The organism is Anaerotignum lactatifermentans, from assembly GCF_014982935.1.
Taxonomy (GTDB): domain Bacteria; phylum Bacillota; class Clostridia; order Lachnospirales; family Anaerotignaceae; genus Anaerotignum; species Anaerotignum lactatifermentans.
The window spans coordinates 70,721-86,666 of record NZ_JADCKK010000004.1; the positions used below are offsets into that span (position 1 = coordinate 70,721).

Consider the following 15,946-nt stretch of genomic DNA (forward strand, 5'->3'; position numbering starts at 1 on the left):
AGGAATTTCACAGCCCCATGGGGACAGACTTATCCACAGGTTGCGACTGCCTTTTTTACCGTTCTTTGATCTCTTTTTCCAGTTCCATGATGGTATTTTTCAGTGCTTCGTCATTTTCCATCTGCTTTTCGATTTTGGAAATGCCATGGATGACGGTGGTATGATCTCTGCCGCCGAAGCTTTCGCCGATTTTCGGCAGGGAAATGTCTAATAATTTCCGGCACAGGTACATGGATACCTGTCTGGGAAAGGCGATGTTTTTGGGCTTTTTGTTGCCCTGAATGTCCTCTACGCTGATGTTGTAGCGTCTTGCCACAATCTCCTGAATGAGCTGTGGTGTCAGAGGCGCCTGGGCGTTTTCGCTGTAAACATCCCGCAGGGTTTTTTCTGTCAGCGCCAGTGTGATTTCCTGATTTGTCAGGGTTGCGTAAGCCACGATGCGGGTCAGTGCCCCTTCCAGTTCACGGATGTTGGATACGATATTCTTCGCGATGTAGGCCATGACTTCGTCGGGCACATGGAGGTTGTCACGATCTGCTTTTTTCCGCAGGATGGCAATTCTTGTTTCGTAGTCAGGGGGCTGAATATCTGCGATGAGGCCCCATTCGAAACGGCTGCGCAGACGGTCTTCCAGTGTTTTGATTTCCTTGGGCGGACGGTCGGAAGAAATGATGATCTGTTTGTTGGATTCATACAGCGCATTAAATGTATGGAAAAATTCTTCCTGTGTCCCTTCTTTTTTGGAAATAAACTGAATATCGTCGATGAGCAGCACGTCAATGTTCCGATATTTGTTGCGGAATTCCTCGTTTTTGTTGTTCTGAATGGACAGGATCAGCTCGTTGGTGAAGGTTTCGCTGGTTACATAGAGCACCTTTGCCGCCGGATTCTTATCCAATATAAAGTGTGCGATGGAATGCATCAGGTGGGTTTTGCCCAGACCGGAGTTTCCGTACAAAAATAAAGGGTTGTAGGCTTTTGCGGGAGATTCCGCAACGGCAAGGGATGCCGCGTGAGCCATACGGTTGCTGTTGCCCACCACGAAAGAGCTGAATACATATTTGGGATTCAGATTCCGCGCCACATCGCCGCTTTCTTCTTTTTTCACTTCTGCTGTGGTATGGACGGGAGTTTTTTCCCCTTCGGTCAGGATGACGATGTCGTAATTGATGCCCGTCACGTTCTTCAGAGCGCTGCGGATGAGGGTCAGATGACGTTTTTCCAGAATTTCCTTGCATACGTTGTCACTGACCTGCAGCAGAAAACGGCTGCCGTCGATGCCCACAGGCACAATGGGCAGAATCCATGTTTCAAAACCGATGGATGAGGAAATTTCCTGTTCGATGAGCTTCAAAGCCGCGTTCCAAGATTGGTTGATGTCCATAAACAATCCTCCTATTACATTTCTTTTTCAAAAATCCGATGCAAAATGCTGTGGATAACCCATTGGTTTGCCCACAGTCCCCTGTTTTTTCCCTGTGTATGGACAACACATTTTGCTTTTTATACACAGCGGTGTGGAAAAACAGTCCCGATGTTTTACACAATCCCGAAAAAATAGATATTTCGGTCTTTTGATGCAAATCATATTTTTTTCATCCGCAGAAAATCCACAGCTCACAAAAGTTATACACAGGGTTATCAACAGCTTGTGGATAACTTTCCGAAACAAGGCGTGGAAATTGTGGAATAGCTGAAAAAAAGGACAAAAATCCTGCCGCTGTCGTCAAAGGGAGCCCCTTTTTTCCAAGTTCCGCCAATGCAGGACGGTTTTTTTCGGCAAATTTTCAGACAAAAAAACAGCTCTCTGTTTCCCTTTTGGTATTCGGTACGTCAAGACAGCTGCCTGCCGCGGAGGCACATCTCATTTTGATTCTGTCTTTCAGTATAACAAAAGTTATCCACAACCGCAATGAAAAAATGGACTGAATTGTGGAAAAGTCAGATTTTCACCAAAAAAGCAAATGGCACAACTTGTGATTTTTTTGTCAAAAAAACGGAAAATCACACAAAAACAGCAGTCCGTTTTTTGATAGTCCATATTTTTTCTGTATTTTTTACAAAATCAGAACACAGAGAAAAAATCGGGTTAATTACAATATATAGAACAAAAAGTCCCAAAGAGTTCCAAATGTACTTTTTTTTGGTATGGATTTTCGTACAATTTTTTGTGGAAAATGGAAAAAAAGCCGTAAATTCCCCTTGTAGCGGATATTTTTTTCTTGACGGGGACTTGCTTTTTCACTATAATAGTAGCAGTGCTCGTAAAAAGGGCGTTAAAACCCTGCAAGGACAAAGGAGGTGCATGTGCAATGAAAATGACATTTCAGCCCAAGAAAAGACAGAGAAGCAGAGAACACGGCTTCAGAAAAAGAATGAGAACTGCAAACGGCAGAAAAGTGCTGGCTGCAAGAAGAAGAAAAGGCAGAAAAGTACTGTCCGCATAATTTTCGATGATACCAAGAGTAAATTAAGGCCGCAGAATGTGGCCTTTTGTTCGTCATTGGAAAAAATTTTTTTAGGCAAATCGGGAAGGGAGCTGGATGACCATGCTTTTTACACAATCCCTGAAAAAGAATTTTCAGTTTCGCTATGTATATCATAAGGGCAGATCTTTTGCCAATCGCCGTCTGGTGATGTATATCATCAAAAACGGCACGGCGGAAAACCGTCTGGGCATTTCCGTCAGCAAAAAAGTCGGCAAGAGTGTTGTCCGCTCCCATGTGACCCGCCTGATCCGGGAAAGCTACCGCAGTATGGAAGCAGAGCTGAAGCGTGGCTATGACATCGTGGTCATTGCCCGTGTATCCTGCAATGAGGCTTCTTATTGGGAAGTGCGGGATTCTCTGCGTCATTTGATGAAAAAACATAATTTCTTCTGCCCGGAGGAAGCGGAAAAAAAGTGAGATGATATGTTCGTATGGTAAAAAAAGTATTTTTGTTTCTCATTCGTTTGTATCAGCTGGGGATCTCCCCTTATATCGGGCCCCATTGCCGTTTTACCCCCACCTGTTCCAGATACGCCTATGAAGCCATCCAGAAGTATGGTGCCTTAAAGGGCGGCTATCTTGCGGTGCGGCGGTTATTGAAGTGCCATCCTTTTCATGAAGGCGGCTATGATCCGGTGCCTTGATTTTTTTGTTTGATTGCGCTGATGAAAAGTGCAGAAAAATTCTCATGTTTGGTGTTGTAAGGAGGCAAAAAAGTGAATGAATTGATGTTGTTGTCCACCATGCGTATGGTGCGAGAACCGGGTATTTTCGAACCCATTGCCATCGTTCTTGGCAAAATCTATAACATGCTCTTTAACGGCATTTACGGCAGTGTCAGTGCAGGTGCGCTGGGGATTGCCATCATCGTTTTTACCTTAATCGTGAAACTTATCTTGTTCCCTCTGATGATGAAGCAGCAGAAGTCTTCCTTTAAGATGCAGCAGCTTCAGCCGGAGATGAACAAAATCAGAGATAAATACAAAGGCAAGACCGACACCATGTCTCAGCAGAGAATGGCGCTGGAATTGCAGGACTTCCAGAAGAAAAACGGCGTACACCTTATGGGCGGCTGCCTGCCTATGCTGATCCAGCTTCCTATCCTGTACGCACTGTACTACATCTTCCAGAACGCTTATGTTTACGTTGATGTCATCGGCAACAACTACACAGACATCGCCAACGCCATCATCCAGATTCCCGCGGCGCTGCGTATGGAAGCCTTCACACCTTTTGCACAGGATCTGGTAGATACTTATAAAAATCTGGGCACCATTGACCTGAGCAATGTCAATGACGTTGTTATGCTGGTAGCAAATATCAAAGCAGACGACTGGAACACCATTTTGGCTACACTGGGTGACAGCGGCAACGCACTGCTGCCTCTGCTGGATACCAAAAACAATATCGAAACATTCCTGACCATTCCGCTGGTAAGTAAGTGTGGTCTGAGTTTCCCTAGCATTATTGTGCCCATTGTGGCAGGTGTGACCACATTCCTGCAGTCTAAAGTCATGACATCCCTGATGAACACCACCGCAAGTGCGGAAAACGATCAGGCAGCAGCCATGACACAGAGCATGAACAAAATGATGCTGTATTTCATGCCCATCATGATGGCATTCTTCTGTCTGCAGGTTCCTGCAGGTCTGGGCGTATACTGGACAATCAGTAACATCTTCGGTATTTTGCAGCAGATTTTCCTGCAGAAATTCTACAAAAAGAAACTGGCTGAGGGGGCGTTGTAAGAAATGGACGAAATCAGAAAATCCGGTAAGACCATCGACGAAGCCGTTGCAGCTGCACTGGCAGAACTGCAGGCGGAAAAAGACGAGGTCACCATTACCGTTATTGAAGAAGGCTCCAAAGGCTTTCTGGGCATGTTCGGCGGCAAAGATGCCGTTGTACTGGTAAAGAAAAACTTCAATCCCGAAAAAGCGGCAGAAAACTTCCTGCGCGAAGTATTCCTGTCCATGGGACTGATCATCAAAATCGAAACAAAAATGCAGGATAAACACCTGCTGGTTGACCTGACTGGTGACGATATGGGGATTCTCATCGGTAAAAGAGGTCAGACACTGGACGCTCTGCAGTACCTGGTAAATCTGGTTGTGAACAAAAACAGTGCGTCTTACATCAGCGTCATGCTGGATACAGAAAACTACCGCCAGAGAAGAAAAGAAACACTGGAAACACTGGCGTTCAACCTGGCGAAAAAGGTAAAACACACCAGAAAAAATGTGGTGCTGGAACCTATGAACCCTTATGAAAGAAGAATCATTCATTCCGCATTGCAGAATGACCGCTATGTGACAACATTCAGTGAAGGGAAAGAACCTTTCCGTAATGTGGTCATTGCCCTGAAAGGCAAAAACGGTCAGCCCAAAGATTCCAGAAAAATGGAACGGGGCGAAAGACACGAAAGAGCGGAAAGAATGGAAAAAGCAGAAGCATAAACTTTACAAAAGAAGGCGACCAAAGGGGATACCCTGCGGACGCCTTTTTCTACAGATATGAGAAAAGAAAGGGGATTTATCTATGCTGCAGCAGGCAAATTTTCTGGACGACATCATTGCTGCCATCTCCACACCACTGGGCAGCGGCGGCATCGGCATCGTCCGCATGAGCGGGAATGGCTGCATCGCTTTGGCGGACACCATTTTCCAGGGCAAAAAGAAACTGACGGAAAAACCCAGTCACACCCTTTCCTATGGGAAGATCACCGACGGTCCCGACGGGGAAGTCATTGACGAAGTGCTGGTTTCTGTCATGAAAGCCCCTCATACCTATACAAAAGAAGATATCGTGGAAGTGAACTGCCACGGCGGCTTTTTGGTGACTCAGCGTGTCTTGCAGGCACTGCTCAATGCTGGCGCCAGACTGGCAGAACCGGGCGAATTCACAAAACGTGGCTTCCTCAACGGTCGTATCGACCTGACCCAGGCGGAAGCCATCATTGACCTGATTCAGTCCAAAACAGAGCTGTCCCGTCAGGCGGCTGTGAATCAGCTGGAAGGCAGACTGAAAACAGAAGTCCGTCAGATGCGTCAGGAAATCATCGACATGATCGCTTCCATCGAAGCTGTCATTGACTATCCAGATTACGACATCGAAGAAGAAACTTACGATTCCATGGAGCAGGGCGCAAAGAAACTCCTTGCCCGCATGGAAAAACTTCTGGCAGGGGCAGACAGAGGGAAAATCCTCCGGGAGGGCTTGCAGACTGTTATCGTTGGGAAACCAAACGTAGGCAAATCCTCTCTCTTGAACTGGTTCTTGGAAGAAGACCGCGCCATCGTTACAGACATTCCCGGTACCACTCGTGATACCGTAGAGGAATATATCAACATCGACGGCATCCCCGTCAAAATCGTAGACACCGCAGGTATCCGTGAAACAGGGGACGTGGTGGAAAAAATGGGCGTGGAAAAATCCAAAGCCTATGCGGAACAGGCAGACCTGATTCTCATGATGCTGGATGCCTCCCGTCCACTGGAAGCAGAGGATAGAGAAATTTTGTCCTTCATTGATGGAAAACACAGCATCGTTATGCTGAATAAATCTGATTTGGAACAGAAACTTTCTCTGGAAGAACTGGAACAGTTCGTGCCAAAGGAACAGATTCTGTTCGTTTCCGTCAAAGAAAACACTGGTTTTGATGCCCTCATTGACGCCATCAAGACATTGTTCTTCAGCGGTCAGACCGCAACGGCAGACGACGCCCTCTTGGGCAATACCCGTCATAAAAATGCGCTTTATCAGGCAAAAGAAGCCATGGAACGCTGCCTTGTGACCATTGGCACCCGTATGCCCGAGGATTTCATTTCCATGGACTTGCAGGACGCCAGCCGGGCATTAGGGGAAATCACCGGCGATGTGGCTGATGAGGAAATCATCGACCGCATCTTCACCAAATTCTGTTTGGGAAAATAAAGGAAAGAAGGTAGAAACATATGAACCCATCTGGACAGGATAACGTACTGGGTACGGCAAATGTCAAGACATTATTAAGGCAGTTAGCCATCCCTGCCATCACCGCGCAGGTGGTCAACGTCCTTTATAATGTGGTTGACCGTATGTATATCGGGCATATTCCTGACATTGGGGCATTGGCATTAACAGGGGTAGGGGTCTGCATGCCCATTATCATGCTCATCACAGCCTTTGCGGCACTGGTGAGTATGGGCAGCGCCCCTCGTGCTTCCGTCCTCATGGGGAGAGGCGATAACGAAGAAGCGCATTATACATTGGGCAACAGCTTTATCATGCTCATCATCATCGCATTGATACTGACGGTATTTTTCCGCAGATTCGCGGAGCCTCTACTCATGGCATTCGGCGCCAGTGAAAACACCATCGGCTATGCCATGGACTATATGCGCATTTATACGCTGGGTACCATTTTCGTACAGTTTGCCTTGGGTCTGAATGCTTTCATCACCGCACAGGGCTTTGCCAAAATCAGTATGGCCACCGTTGTCATTGGTGCTATCATCAATATCGTACTTGACCCCATTTTCATTTTCGGTTTCCATATGGGGGTCAAAGGTGCGGCGCTGGCTACCATCATTTCTCAGGCGGTTTCCGCTATCTGGGTACTGCGCTTTTTGACAGGCAAGAAAACCATACTGAAATTGCAGAAAAAATATTTCCGCCTGCGCGGCTCCGTAGTGGGACCTTGTCTGCTGCTGGGGATGTCCCCATTCATCATGCAGGCAACGGAAAGCGCCATCAGCGTTTGCTTCAATTCCTCTCTGTATCGTTATGGCAGCGACATTGCCGTAGGTGCTATGAGTATTTTGACCAGCATCATGCAGTTTTCCATGCTGCCCCTACAGGGCTTTACACAGGGGGCACAGCCCATTACAGGGTATAATTTCGGCGCCGGCAACGCGGACCGTGTGCGTCAGACTTTCCGCCTGCTGCTGCGGTATTGTTTGACTTATTCTCTGATACTGTGGGCAATCTGTATGGTATTCCCTCGTTTGATTCCGTCTATGTTTACCAATAACGAGGAATTACTGAGTTATACAGCTTGGGCACTGCGGCATTATATGGCACTCTCTGGCATTTTCGGCATCCAGATTGCCTGCCAGCAGACTTTCATTGCCATCGGCAACGCCAAAACATCCCTGTTCTTGGCAGTTTACAGAAAGATTATCCTGCTCATTCCTTTGATTTATATTCTGCCTGCCATTTTGGAGCAGAAAGACAGAGCCGTTTTTCTGGCGGAACCCGTGGCAGACTTCATCGCTGTGACCACCACAGCCATCATGTTTGCTTACCAGTTTAAGAACGCCATGAAAAAACTGGAGGCAGGCAAAAAGCCCGCAGAGGCGTAAAATATGTTTTTTTTGGAGAAACCCTCGAAAATCCTTGCATTCCGGGGGTTTTTCTCATAAAATGGTACAATGGAAATTCATGTGGAAGTAAATAAACTTCAAATAGAGGTGAAAATAGAACATGTACGAAGCAGAAACCATAGATATTGCCGTTGTGGGCGGCGGTCATGCAGGCTGTGAAGCCGCATTGGCAGCAGCCAGACTGGGTATGGAAACGGTGATGTTTGCCATCAGTCTGGACAGCATTGCCATGATGCCCTGCAACCCCTCCATCGGCGGCAGCTCCAAAGGCCATCTTGTCCGCGAAATCGACGCATTGGGCGGCGAAATGGGCAAGAATATCGATAAGACCTATATCCAGACCAAAATGCTCAATACAGGCAAAGGTCCCGCTGTGTACTCTCTGCGGGCACAGGCGGACAAAACAAGATACCATGAGGAAATGAAACATACGCTGGAGAAAACCCCTCATCTGCGCATCAAGCAGGCGGAAATCTCCGAAATCCTCATGGAAGACAATAAGGTGGTGGGCGTTGTCACTGCCAGCGGTGCCGTTTACCGTTGTAAAGCGGCTGTGCTTTGCATGGGCACATATATGAAAAGCCGTTGCCTGACCGGGGACTGCATCACCGAAAGCGGACCCAATAACCTGATGCCTGCTACAAAACTGAGCCAGAACCTGCTGGATATGGGTATCCGTCTGTTCCGTTTCAAAACAGGCACACCTGCCCGTATGAACCGGAACTCTCTGGACTTCAGCAAAATGCAGCCCCAGTACGGCGACCCTGACATCGTGCCTTTCTCCTTTGAAAACACACCGGAAGGCATCGCCAGAGAACAGGATTTGTGCTGGCTTACTTACACCAACGAAAAGACCCATCAGGTCATCCGGGATAATCTCCATCGTTCTCCCTTGTTTGGCGGCTTGATTGAAGGCACAGGCCCTCGTTATTGCCCGTCCATCGAGGATAAAGTGGTGCGTTTTGCCGATAAGGAACGTCACCAGCTCTTCGTAGAACCCGAAGGAGAAAACACCGAAGAAATGTATATCCAGGGCATGTCCTCCTCTTTGCCGGAGGATGTGCAGATTGCCATGTACCGTACCATTCCCGGTCTGGAAAACTGCGAAATCACCCGTTTTGCATATGCCATCGAGTATGACTGTATCGACGCAACCCAGCTGAAGCTTTCTCTGGAATTTAAGGACTATCACGGTCTTTTTTCCGCTGGTCAGTTCAATGGTTCCTCCGGCTATGAAGAAGCGGCTGCACAGGGGCTTATGGGCGGTATCAACGCCGTTCGTTATATCCAGCAGAAAGAACCCATTATCCTCCAGCGTTCCGACGGTTATATCGGCGTTCTCATTGATGACCTCATCAGCAAAGGCAGCAAAGAGCCTTACCGTATGATGACATCCCGTGCGGAATTCCGTCTGCTCCTTCGTCAGGATAACGCAGACCAGCGTCTGACACCCATCGGTCATGAAATCGGCTTGATTTCCGATGAACGCTACGAAGCATTGCTGGAAAAAGAACGTCAGACTGGGGAAGAAATCGAAAGGGTAAAAGCCCTGACCATCACCCCTGCCAAAGAAACACTGGAACTGTTGGAACAGTACGGCAGTACTCCCATCAAGTCCGGTTTCAAACTGGCAGACCTTATCAAACGTCCCGAACTGGATTATGAAAAACTGGCGCCTTTGGATAAGGAACGCCCCGAATTGCCTGCCCCTGTACGGGAACAGGTGAATATCCAGATCAAATATGAAGGCTATATCAGCCAGCAGCTGAAACAGGTGGAACAGTTCAAGAAACTGGAAAACCGTCTGCTGCCGGAAGATTTGGACTACGAAACCATTCAGGGGCTTCGACTGGAAGCCCGTCAAAAACTCAATGCCATTCGTCCCCGTTCCATGGGTCACGCTTCCCGTATCACAGGCGTTTCCCCGGCGGACATTTCCGTTCTGCTCATTTATATGGAACAGCAGAAACGAAATGGCTGAGAAATGAAGGAGGGGAAGAAATATGTTCTTTCTTTCATGGAACGGCAAACCTATGCCGAAACCACAGGGCAGGAAACTGTTTCTGCCCGTCAATCATAAAGCCTTTCGGCTGGAGGATGCGGTGCTTTCCACCCGGAAATCTCCGTTTTTCTCTCTGGTCAGTCCCAAAGGCACACTCCTTGCCTTTCTCCATGCCCTGAAACAGGAGGGCACAGAGGAAGCGAGAGGGTATCTGTCCAGCGCCATCAGTGGTGCGGACTTGGAAGAAATCAAAGGGGTTTTTGCCCATGCGGAAAAATACCGCTTTTTCGTGAAGGAAACAGGGGAGCGCATGCGTACCCTGTCCCTTGCGGCGGCAGGAGAAAAGGAAGTCATTTCCGTTGGCATGGTGGCAGAGCCCGACGACTTTGGCAAATGGAAAATCTATTGTATCGAAAAGGAGTAGCTTATGGAACATAAGGTATTGTTACAGGAAAGCTGTGAAAAAATGGGCGTGACCCTCACAGAAGAAATGGCATCACAGTTTATGACATATCTGTCCCTGCTGCTGGAATGGAATGAGAAAATGAACCTCACCGCCATTACAGACAAAAAAGACGTGGTGCAGAAACACTTTGTGGATTGCCTGAGCATCCTGCCCCATTTGTCATTGACCGGACAGGAAAAGATCATCGACGTAGGTACAGGGGCAGGTTTCCCCGGTATCCCTGTGAAAATTGCCTGTCCTCAGGTAGAAATGACCCTGCTGGACTCTTTGCAGAAACGCATTGGCTTTCTGGAAGAAGTGGGCAGTCAGCTGGGACTTTCCGGCGTGCATTATGTCCATAGCCGTGCAGAGGACGGCGGTCAGAATCCTGATTATCGGGAACAGTTCGACTTGTGCGTATCCAGAGCTGTGGCAAATCTGGCAGTCCTTGCGGAATTTTGCCTGCCTTTTGTGAAAGTAGGCGGCAGACTGGCGGCGCTGAAAGGCCCCGATGCCCTGAGAGAAATTGACGAAGCCCAAGGCGCGCTGAAAAAACTGGGGGGCAAAGTGGCAGAAGTCATGGATGTGGAAATCCCTTTCACAGACTTGCAGCATAAACTGGTCATCATTGAAAAAACCGCGCCTACACCCAAGGCATACCCCAGAAAAGCAGGGAAAATCAATAAAAATCCACTGAAATAAGAAAATGCAATCAAAAAATTAAAATGATGTTGACAGGGTGTCGACTTTTTCGGCACCCTGTGAAAAAAGCAGGCTTTCTGTCGAGAGTCTGCTTTTTTTGTTGTACGGTTTTTGAGGATGGGCAATCCTTCTGTGCTAAAATGTGGAAAAAGGGAGTTTGCCGCTGTCTGGAACAGAAAAAAAACCCCTTTTTACAGACTTTGGCAGAACAGAAGGAGTGTTTGTATGGAAGTATTGAAATTTCCCGAAATGCGGTTGAAAAAAGATGCGGTGGTATACCAGATTCCCATAGAAAAAATCCGTTCCAATCCCTATCAGCCCCGACGCTATTTTCAGCGGGCAGCACTGGAGGAGCTTTCCGCCTCCATCCGGGAGTATGGGATCTTGCAGCCCTTAACGGTGCGGAAAATGAGCGGCGGTTCTTATGAATTGGTAGCGGGGGAGCGCAGGCTTCGGGCTGCGGAACTGGCTGGGCTGGAAACGGTGCCTTGCCTGCTGGTGCAGGTCAATGAGTATGACAGCGCCATGCTGGCGTTATTGGAGAATATCCAGCGGCAAAACCTGTCTTTTCTGGAGGAAGCGGAAGGCTATCGAAACCTCATGGAGGACTATGGTTTGACACAGGAAGAACTGGCTTCCAAGCTCTCCAAAAGCCAGTCTTTCATTGCCAATAAACTGCGGATACTGAAGCTGGAAGACCCTTTGAAGCGGCTTTTGGTGGAAAATAACTTCACGGAACGTCATGCCCGGGCATTGCTGAAACTGCCTAATGAAGAAACCAGAACGGTGGTGCTGGAGCAGATGATCCGGGAGGAACTGAATGTCCGTAAGACGGAAGAATTGGTGGCAGATACCTTGGAGAAAATGCGTGCCAAAGCCATGGCGGAGAAACAGGAACAGAAAGAAAAGCGCTGCGTCACGGATTTCCGCCTGTTCACCAATACCATCAAACAGTCTGTGGAGGTCATCCGCCGGGCAGGGGTGGATGTGGTCTATGAGGATGAGGAACAGGAAGATGGGTGCCAGATTACCATTCGGATTCGGAAGAAAGAGTAATGGGGAAGTGTTCCAAAGAACTGTTTTTGGCACAGCGCACGGTGTAAGCGGTGCCGCCTGTTTCTTTTTCCAGATAGTAAATGATTCCATGGCTTTGGCTGACCATATAGCGGTCGCGGGCATAAAAACAGCCGGGGTAGTAGGTTTCAGATAGATAAGTCAGGCTGTTTGCCTTTGCCGCTATTTCTTTCCACATGGGCGGCAGGTATCTATAGGGGAAAACAAGTTCCAATTGGATTTCAGGACAGGTATTTTGATGTGCCAAGAGGGTTTTTGCCGCCAAAAAGTCAAATCCTTTTGCGCCTCCGCAGAGAAAACGGCGATACCCTTTTTCTATACAGTCAGCAATGATTTTGTGCAATTCTTTTTCCAGAAGGGGGATTTTTTTGGGATATAGTTCTCTGTGCCCGGAAAAACAGCATGTTTTTGTTTTCAATGAAATCACCTCATATTTATAGTAACTATTTATATAGTGATAATCAATAATTAAAATAGAATAGATTACGATATAAATGGATATAGATTTTTAGAGAAGATATAGATAGCATAGTCCTAGAGGTGAAGCATATGGAAGAAAAGTCCATTTTGATACAGCGGAAATACGGCGCCGTCCGTCTGCGTTTGGCAGAGATCATGGACAGCCGTGGTATGACCCGCAACCAACTGAGCCGTTTGACAGGCACCCGCTATGAAGTCATCCACAAGTGGTATGGCGGCAAGGTGGAAAAACTGGATCTGGATGTTTTGGCACGGATTTGCTATGTGCTGGATTGTGAAGTTTCTGACCTGTTGGTTTATGAAGAAGCGGAAGAATAATAAACGTAAGCCGGTATATTTTCATGGAAAAACACCGGCTTTTTTATTTATTTTCTTCAGAAAATATGAAGTTTTTTTGTTTACATAACATATATAATATGATTTGGATTACAGAAGGGTGTGTCTTTGACATGCGGACACATTCTAATGAACAATCACCACATTGCTTGATTTCTGGGGCAGTTTTCAGAGGAAAATAACGCCAATAAAAACAGGAAAGCCGGAATCCTTTTTATGCAAGGAATCCGGCTATATTTGTTTTCTTATGATACAGCCCCCAAAAATCAGATGGGACTGTCAAAAGTCTGATGAAGTTTCATGTAGGAAGCGGAAGCCGTAGCTGCCAGAATGTTGTCACGTTCCAGCCAAGCTTCTGCTGTCATGCTGTGGATGGTTCTGCCCAGATGGGACATCTGCACTTTGTAATGGATGACGTCGTTGGGTATAACGGGCTTCAAGAATGTGGTATGGATGGTCACTGTGGAAACCATATGCTGTTTTGCGAAATAATGGGACAGCAGACCAAAGGACACATCAAAGTTTGTTGCCATAATGCCGCCGTGAAGCCCTTTTTCCGGGTTCAGCTGCCAATCCTCTACGGTAAAGGCAAACTCTGCGGACTTTTCTTCGAAATTGCATGCCACCAGTCTGGGTTTGAGCAGTTTTAACACGCTGTCTTTCAGCAGTGGAAATTCCGGGTCAGAAAGCTGACTGAGCCATGCTTCCATATTCTCCTGTGAGGAGGTTTCTTCGCTTAAGTAGATCATAGGTCGATTCCTTTCTTTTGTTTAGATTTCTGTTTTGACTTTATGGTGGAGAATCTTGAATGTGGCTGTTGCGGTGGCAGCCAGTTCTCCTGTGCTTTTCAGATATACTTTTCCTTCCAGTGTCACAAGACTGCGGCCGAAGGACTTGATTTTGCTGTGGAACACCATGGTATCGCCCATACGGATGGGGCGAACAAACGTGGAGGACAGGCTGACGGTGGTCAGCATATTGGGGTATGCGTAGTAATGGCAGAGCATCCCCAAAGAGGTGTCAAAACCAGTGATGATGATGCCGCCGTGGACCATGCTCTGGGGGTTCAGTTCCCATTCCAGCGCTTCATATTCCATCACGGCTTCTCCTGTCTGAAAATCGCAGGATACGAATTTGGGTTCCAGTTTGGCAATGGCGCCTTCCCGCAGACGGGAAGAATTGGGGGCCACTGCCTGATGGTACCATTCTTCCATTTGGGTCTGTGACAGACCGGGCAGTTCATTGAAGTTCAAATCAAAAACATCCTTTCCATTCCTTTTTTCCTTTGTTGGTCTGAAGGCTCACATGGCTTTGCGCTCCAGATCTTCTTCACTCAAAAAATCTTTCAGGATCTGGCCAAATGCCTTGCTGTTTTCCATGTGGGGCAGGGCAGCCGTATCCTCAAAGAGCATAAATTCCCCTTTTTCCTGTAAATTTTCGGCTTCTTCCAGATAAACGGCGCTGTTGCGTACATTTCTCTCTCCCCAAATCAGCAGGAAGGGCAGAGAAAGAGAAGCAAAAGCCTGTTTGGTATCGGCAGCGGCAAAGCGGGTCACATAACCGGCATAGCTAGCCTGTGCGCCTTTGCCGTAGCGTGCGTTTTGTTTCAGGTTTTTCACGAAGTCAACCGGCATCCGTTCTTTCTGGTAAAAGAGTTCTTCTGCCAGAAGCCGCAGGGCTTTTTTGGATGTGCCGTCCAGAAATGCCTGGGTGCCGATGACAGGCGACAGCAGTTTTTTCAGCTGCTGGGTATCATTGGGTGTGGCAAATCCTCTGCCGATGCCTTCGGGAGAGATGAGCACCATCTTTTCCAGATCTTCCGGGTAAAGCATGGACAGCACCAGAGCGATGTCTGCGCCGCCGTTGGCAGCAGCAAGAGCAACGGGTTTTCCGATGACATCCGAAAGGAAGCTGTGAAGGGCTTTGGCGTACTGATAAGCTGTCCAGGGCTTGGTGGGCTTGTCGGACTGACCGTAGCCCGGCAAATCTACGGTGTATACCCGAAAATCTTTTGCCAGCTTTTCGATCTGGGGGCGCCATTCCCGTCTGGATGCCCCGGGATGGAGGCTGTGGAGCAGTACCACAGGACGACCATAACCAAAACGTTCATATGCCATAGAAACCCCGTCGGGGGTGGTGTAGCTTTCAAAAGGTGTTTTATCTCCCTTACGGGATGCCCGATGCAGACTGATGCGCTGATAAAGGATAAGTCCGGCGGCAGTGATGCCGGCAGAGGCAAAGAGAGGGAGAGAAAGTTTCCGAATGGCTTTTTGAATCATCGTGTTACCTCCTTTTTTTCTTTTCAGCAAATTAAAAAAATCCCATTACTATTATTATGAACCGAAATCGTGCATTTGAAAAGAGGCAGTTTCATAAGAAAGATGGAAGTTTCATAAGATAGTATGAAGATTTTTGTTTCTGGAGGGGAAGGGCAGATGGAAGGGTTTCTGGTGCTGGCAGGACAGTTGTTTCTCATTGTGTGTATCCAGTCGGTGCTGGAAGTGGCAGCGGCAGACCGTTTCCAGAACCATCTGCAAAAAGTCATTTCTCTGGCGGCATACCTGGCGGCGCTGGTGTTGGTGCTGCGGTTCATGGATGGATATTTGCTGGATATGCTCCAAAGACTGGCAAGAGGGCTGTAAAGATGGGTTCATGCCCAAATCATAGAAAAATAAAAAAGCTGGAATCCTCGGATTGAACTGAACCCAAAAAGTTAGACAATATTTTCAAATTAAAATTGTTTAAGAAGCCAGAAGGGCTTGTTGTCTGTAAATTGCAGGTGGCAAGCCCTTTAGTTTTGCTTTGATTCGATGGTTATTATAATAATCCAAATATTCCACCAATTCTTGTTTGAAGTGTTCCATGGATTGAAACTTTTGGAGATAGAGAAGTTCACTCTTAAGCAGTCCAAAGAAATTTTCCATAACTGCATTGTCCAGACAGTTACCCTTTCGGCTCATACTTTGCCGGATACCTTTTTGTTTGAGCATTTGGCGGTAATATTTGTTTTGGTACTGCCATCCTTGATCGGAATGGAGAATCAAACCTGTTCCAT

General features: G+C 47.4%; 19 protein-coding genes. 13 read left to right on the top strand and 6 right to left on the bottom strand.

The features are described from left to right. Positions 1-55 precede the first annotated feature (55 nt). The gene (gene dnaA, locus INF29_RS02000) at positions 56-1,384 is read right to left on the bottom strand and encodes a chromosomal replication initiator protein DnaA (RefSeq protein ID WP_022253699.1); all 1,329 of its coding nucleotides are present in this window, start codon (positions 1,382-1,384) and stop codon (positions 56-58) included. A 928-nt stretch (positions 1,385-2,312) separates the two neighbouring features. Between dnaA and rpmH the strand changes: the two genes are divergently transcribed. The 11 genes from rpmH (at position 2,313) to noc (ending at position 12,057) form a co-directional block, all read left to right on the top strand. Further along, on the top strand, positions 2,313-2,447 hold the full coding sequence (gene rpmH / locus INF29_RS02005) for a 50S ribosomal protein L34 (protein ID WP_022253700.1): 135 nt from the start codon (positions 2,313-2,315) through the stop codon (positions 2,445-2,447). A gap of 102 nt (positions 2,448-2,549) precedes the next feature. Further along, positions 2,550-2,906 (top strand): ribonuclease P protein component, encoded by a 357-nt coding sequence (gene rnpA, locus INF29_RS02010; protein WP_072848531.1) that lies wholly within the window; start codon positions 2,550-2,552, stop codon positions 2,904-2,906. Between the two features lie 14 nt (positions 2,907-2,920). Beyond that, complete coding sequence (gene yidD, locus INF29_RS02015; protein ID WP_072848327.1) at positions 2,921-3,133, top strand: membrane protein insertion efficiency factor YidD; 213 nt, start codon at positions 2,921-2,923, stop codon at positions 3,131-3,133. Positions 3,134-3,205: 72 nt separating this feature from the next. Continuing rightward, on the top strand, positions 3,206-4,237 hold the full coding sequence (locus INF29_RS02020) for a YidC/Oxa1 family membrane protein insertase (RefSeq protein ID WP_191344035.1): 1,032 nt from the start codon (positions 3,206-3,208) through the stop codon (positions 4,235-4,237). A gap of 3 nt (positions 4,238-4,240) precedes the next feature. Then, positions 4,241-4,945 carry an RNA-binding cell elongation regulator Jag/EloR gene (gene jag / locus INF29_RS02025; RefSeq protein WP_087988896.1) on the top strand — a complete coding sequence of 235 codons (705 nt, stop codon included), beginning with the start codon at positions 4,241-4,243 and terminating at the stop codon, positions 4,943-4,945. 82 nt (positions 4,946-5,027) lie between these two features. After that, positions 5,028-6,422, top strand: coding sequence for a tRNA uridine-5-carboxymethylaminomethyl(34) synthesis GTPase MnmE (mnmE, locus tag INF29_RS02030; RefSeq protein ID WP_193484310.1), 1,395 nt, complete (start codon positions 5,028-5,030; stop codon positions 6,420-6,422). Positions 6,423-6,442: 20 nt separating this feature from the next. Beyond that, positions 6,443-7,831, top strand: a complete 1,389-nt coding sequence (locus INF29_RS02035; RefSeq protein WP_193484312.1) for an MATE family efflux transporter — start codon at positions 6,443-6,445, stop codon at positions 7,829-7,831. Between the two features lie 121 nt (positions 7,832-7,952). Continuing rightward, positions 7,953-9,833: a tRNA uridine-5-carboxymethylaminomethyl(34) synthesis enzyme MnmG gene (gene mnmG / locus INF29_RS02040; protein ID WP_193484314.1), complete on the top strand. Its 1,881-nt coding sequence runs from the start codon at positions 7,953-7,955 to the stop codon at positions 9,831-9,833. Positions 9,834-9,855: 22 nt separating this feature from the next. Beyond that, positions 9,856-10,278 (top strand): hypothetical protein, encoded by a 423-nt coding sequence (locus INF29_RS02045; RefSeq protein ID WP_193484316.1) that lies wholly within the window; start codon positions 9,856-9,858, stop codon positions 10,276-10,278. Positions 10,279-10,281: 3 nt separating this feature from the next. Next, the gene (gene rsmG / locus INF29_RS02050; RefSeq protein WP_193484318.1) at positions 10,282-11,001 is read left to right on the top strand and encodes a 16S rRNA (guanine(527)-N(7))-methyltransferase RsmG; all 720 of its coding nucleotides are present in this window, start codon (positions 10,282-10,284) and stop codon (positions 10,999-11,001) included. 225 nt (positions 11,002-11,226) lie between these two features. After that, the gene (gene noc, locus INF29_RS02055) at positions 11,227-12,057 is read left to right on the top strand and encodes a nucleoid occlusion protein (RefSeq protein WP_243184057.1); all 831 of its coding nucleotides are present in this window, start codon (positions 11,227-11,229) and stop codon (positions 12,055-12,057) included. Here the strand turns inward: noc and INF29_RS02060 are convergent. Continuing rightward, positions 12,029-12,493 (bottom strand): SLOG family protein, encoded by a 465-nt coding sequence (locus INF29_RS02060; RefSeq protein WP_193484320.1) that lies wholly within the window; start codon positions 12,491-12,493, stop codon positions 12,029-12,031. The genes noc and INF29_RS02060 overlap by 29 nt on opposite strands. A 131-nt stretch (positions 12,494-12,624) precedes the next feature. Here INF29_RS02060 and INF29_RS02065 point away from each other — a divergent pair, with 131 nt between their 5' ends. Then, a complete protein-coding gene (locus INF29_RS02065) occupies positions 12,625-12,873 on the top strand; it encodes a helix-turn-helix domain-containing protein (RefSeq protein WP_072848344.1) in 249 nt (82 codons plus the stop codon). A gap of 284 nt (positions 12,874-13,157) precedes the next feature. On the opposite strand, the gene INF29_RS02070 is transcribed toward INF29_RS02065, so the two are convergent. The 3 genes from INF29_RS02070 to INF29_RS02080 are packed head-to-tail and all read right to left on the bottom strand — an operon-like array spanning position 13,158 to position 15,170. Beyond that, a complete protein-coding gene (locus INF29_RS02070) occupies positions 13,158-13,640 on the bottom strand; it encodes a PaaI family thioesterase (RefSeq protein ID WP_087988902.1) in 483 nt (160 codons plus the stop codon). A gap of 21 nt (positions 13,641-13,661) precedes the next feature. Then, complete coding sequence (locus INF29_RS02075) at positions 13,662-14,144, bottom strand: PaaI family thioesterase (protein WP_193484321.1); 483 nt, start codon at positions 14,142-14,144, stop codon at positions 13,662-13,664. A 48-nt stretch (positions 14,145-14,192) separates the two neighbouring features. Beyond that, positions 14,193-15,170, bottom strand: a complete 978-nt coding sequence (locus INF29_RS02080; protein WP_072848350.1) for an alpha/beta fold hydrolase — start codon at positions 15,168-15,170, stop codon at positions 14,193-14,195. A gap of 156 nt (positions 15,171-15,326) precedes the next feature. Between INF29_RS02080 and INF29_RS02085 the strand changes: the two genes are divergently transcribed. Further along, positions 15,327-15,533, top strand: a complete 207-nt coding sequence (locus tag INF29_RS02085) for a hypothetical protein (RefSeq protein ID WP_072848353.1) — start codon at positions 15,327-15,329, stop codon at positions 15,531-15,533. Between the two features lie 99 nt (positions 15,534-15,632). Here INF29_RS02085 and INF29_RS02090 read toward each other — a convergent pair. Beyond that, positions 15,633-15,946: IS3 family transposase (locus INF29_RS02090; protein WP_193484323.1), on the bottom strand; the 314-nt coding region annotated here is incomplete at its 5' end.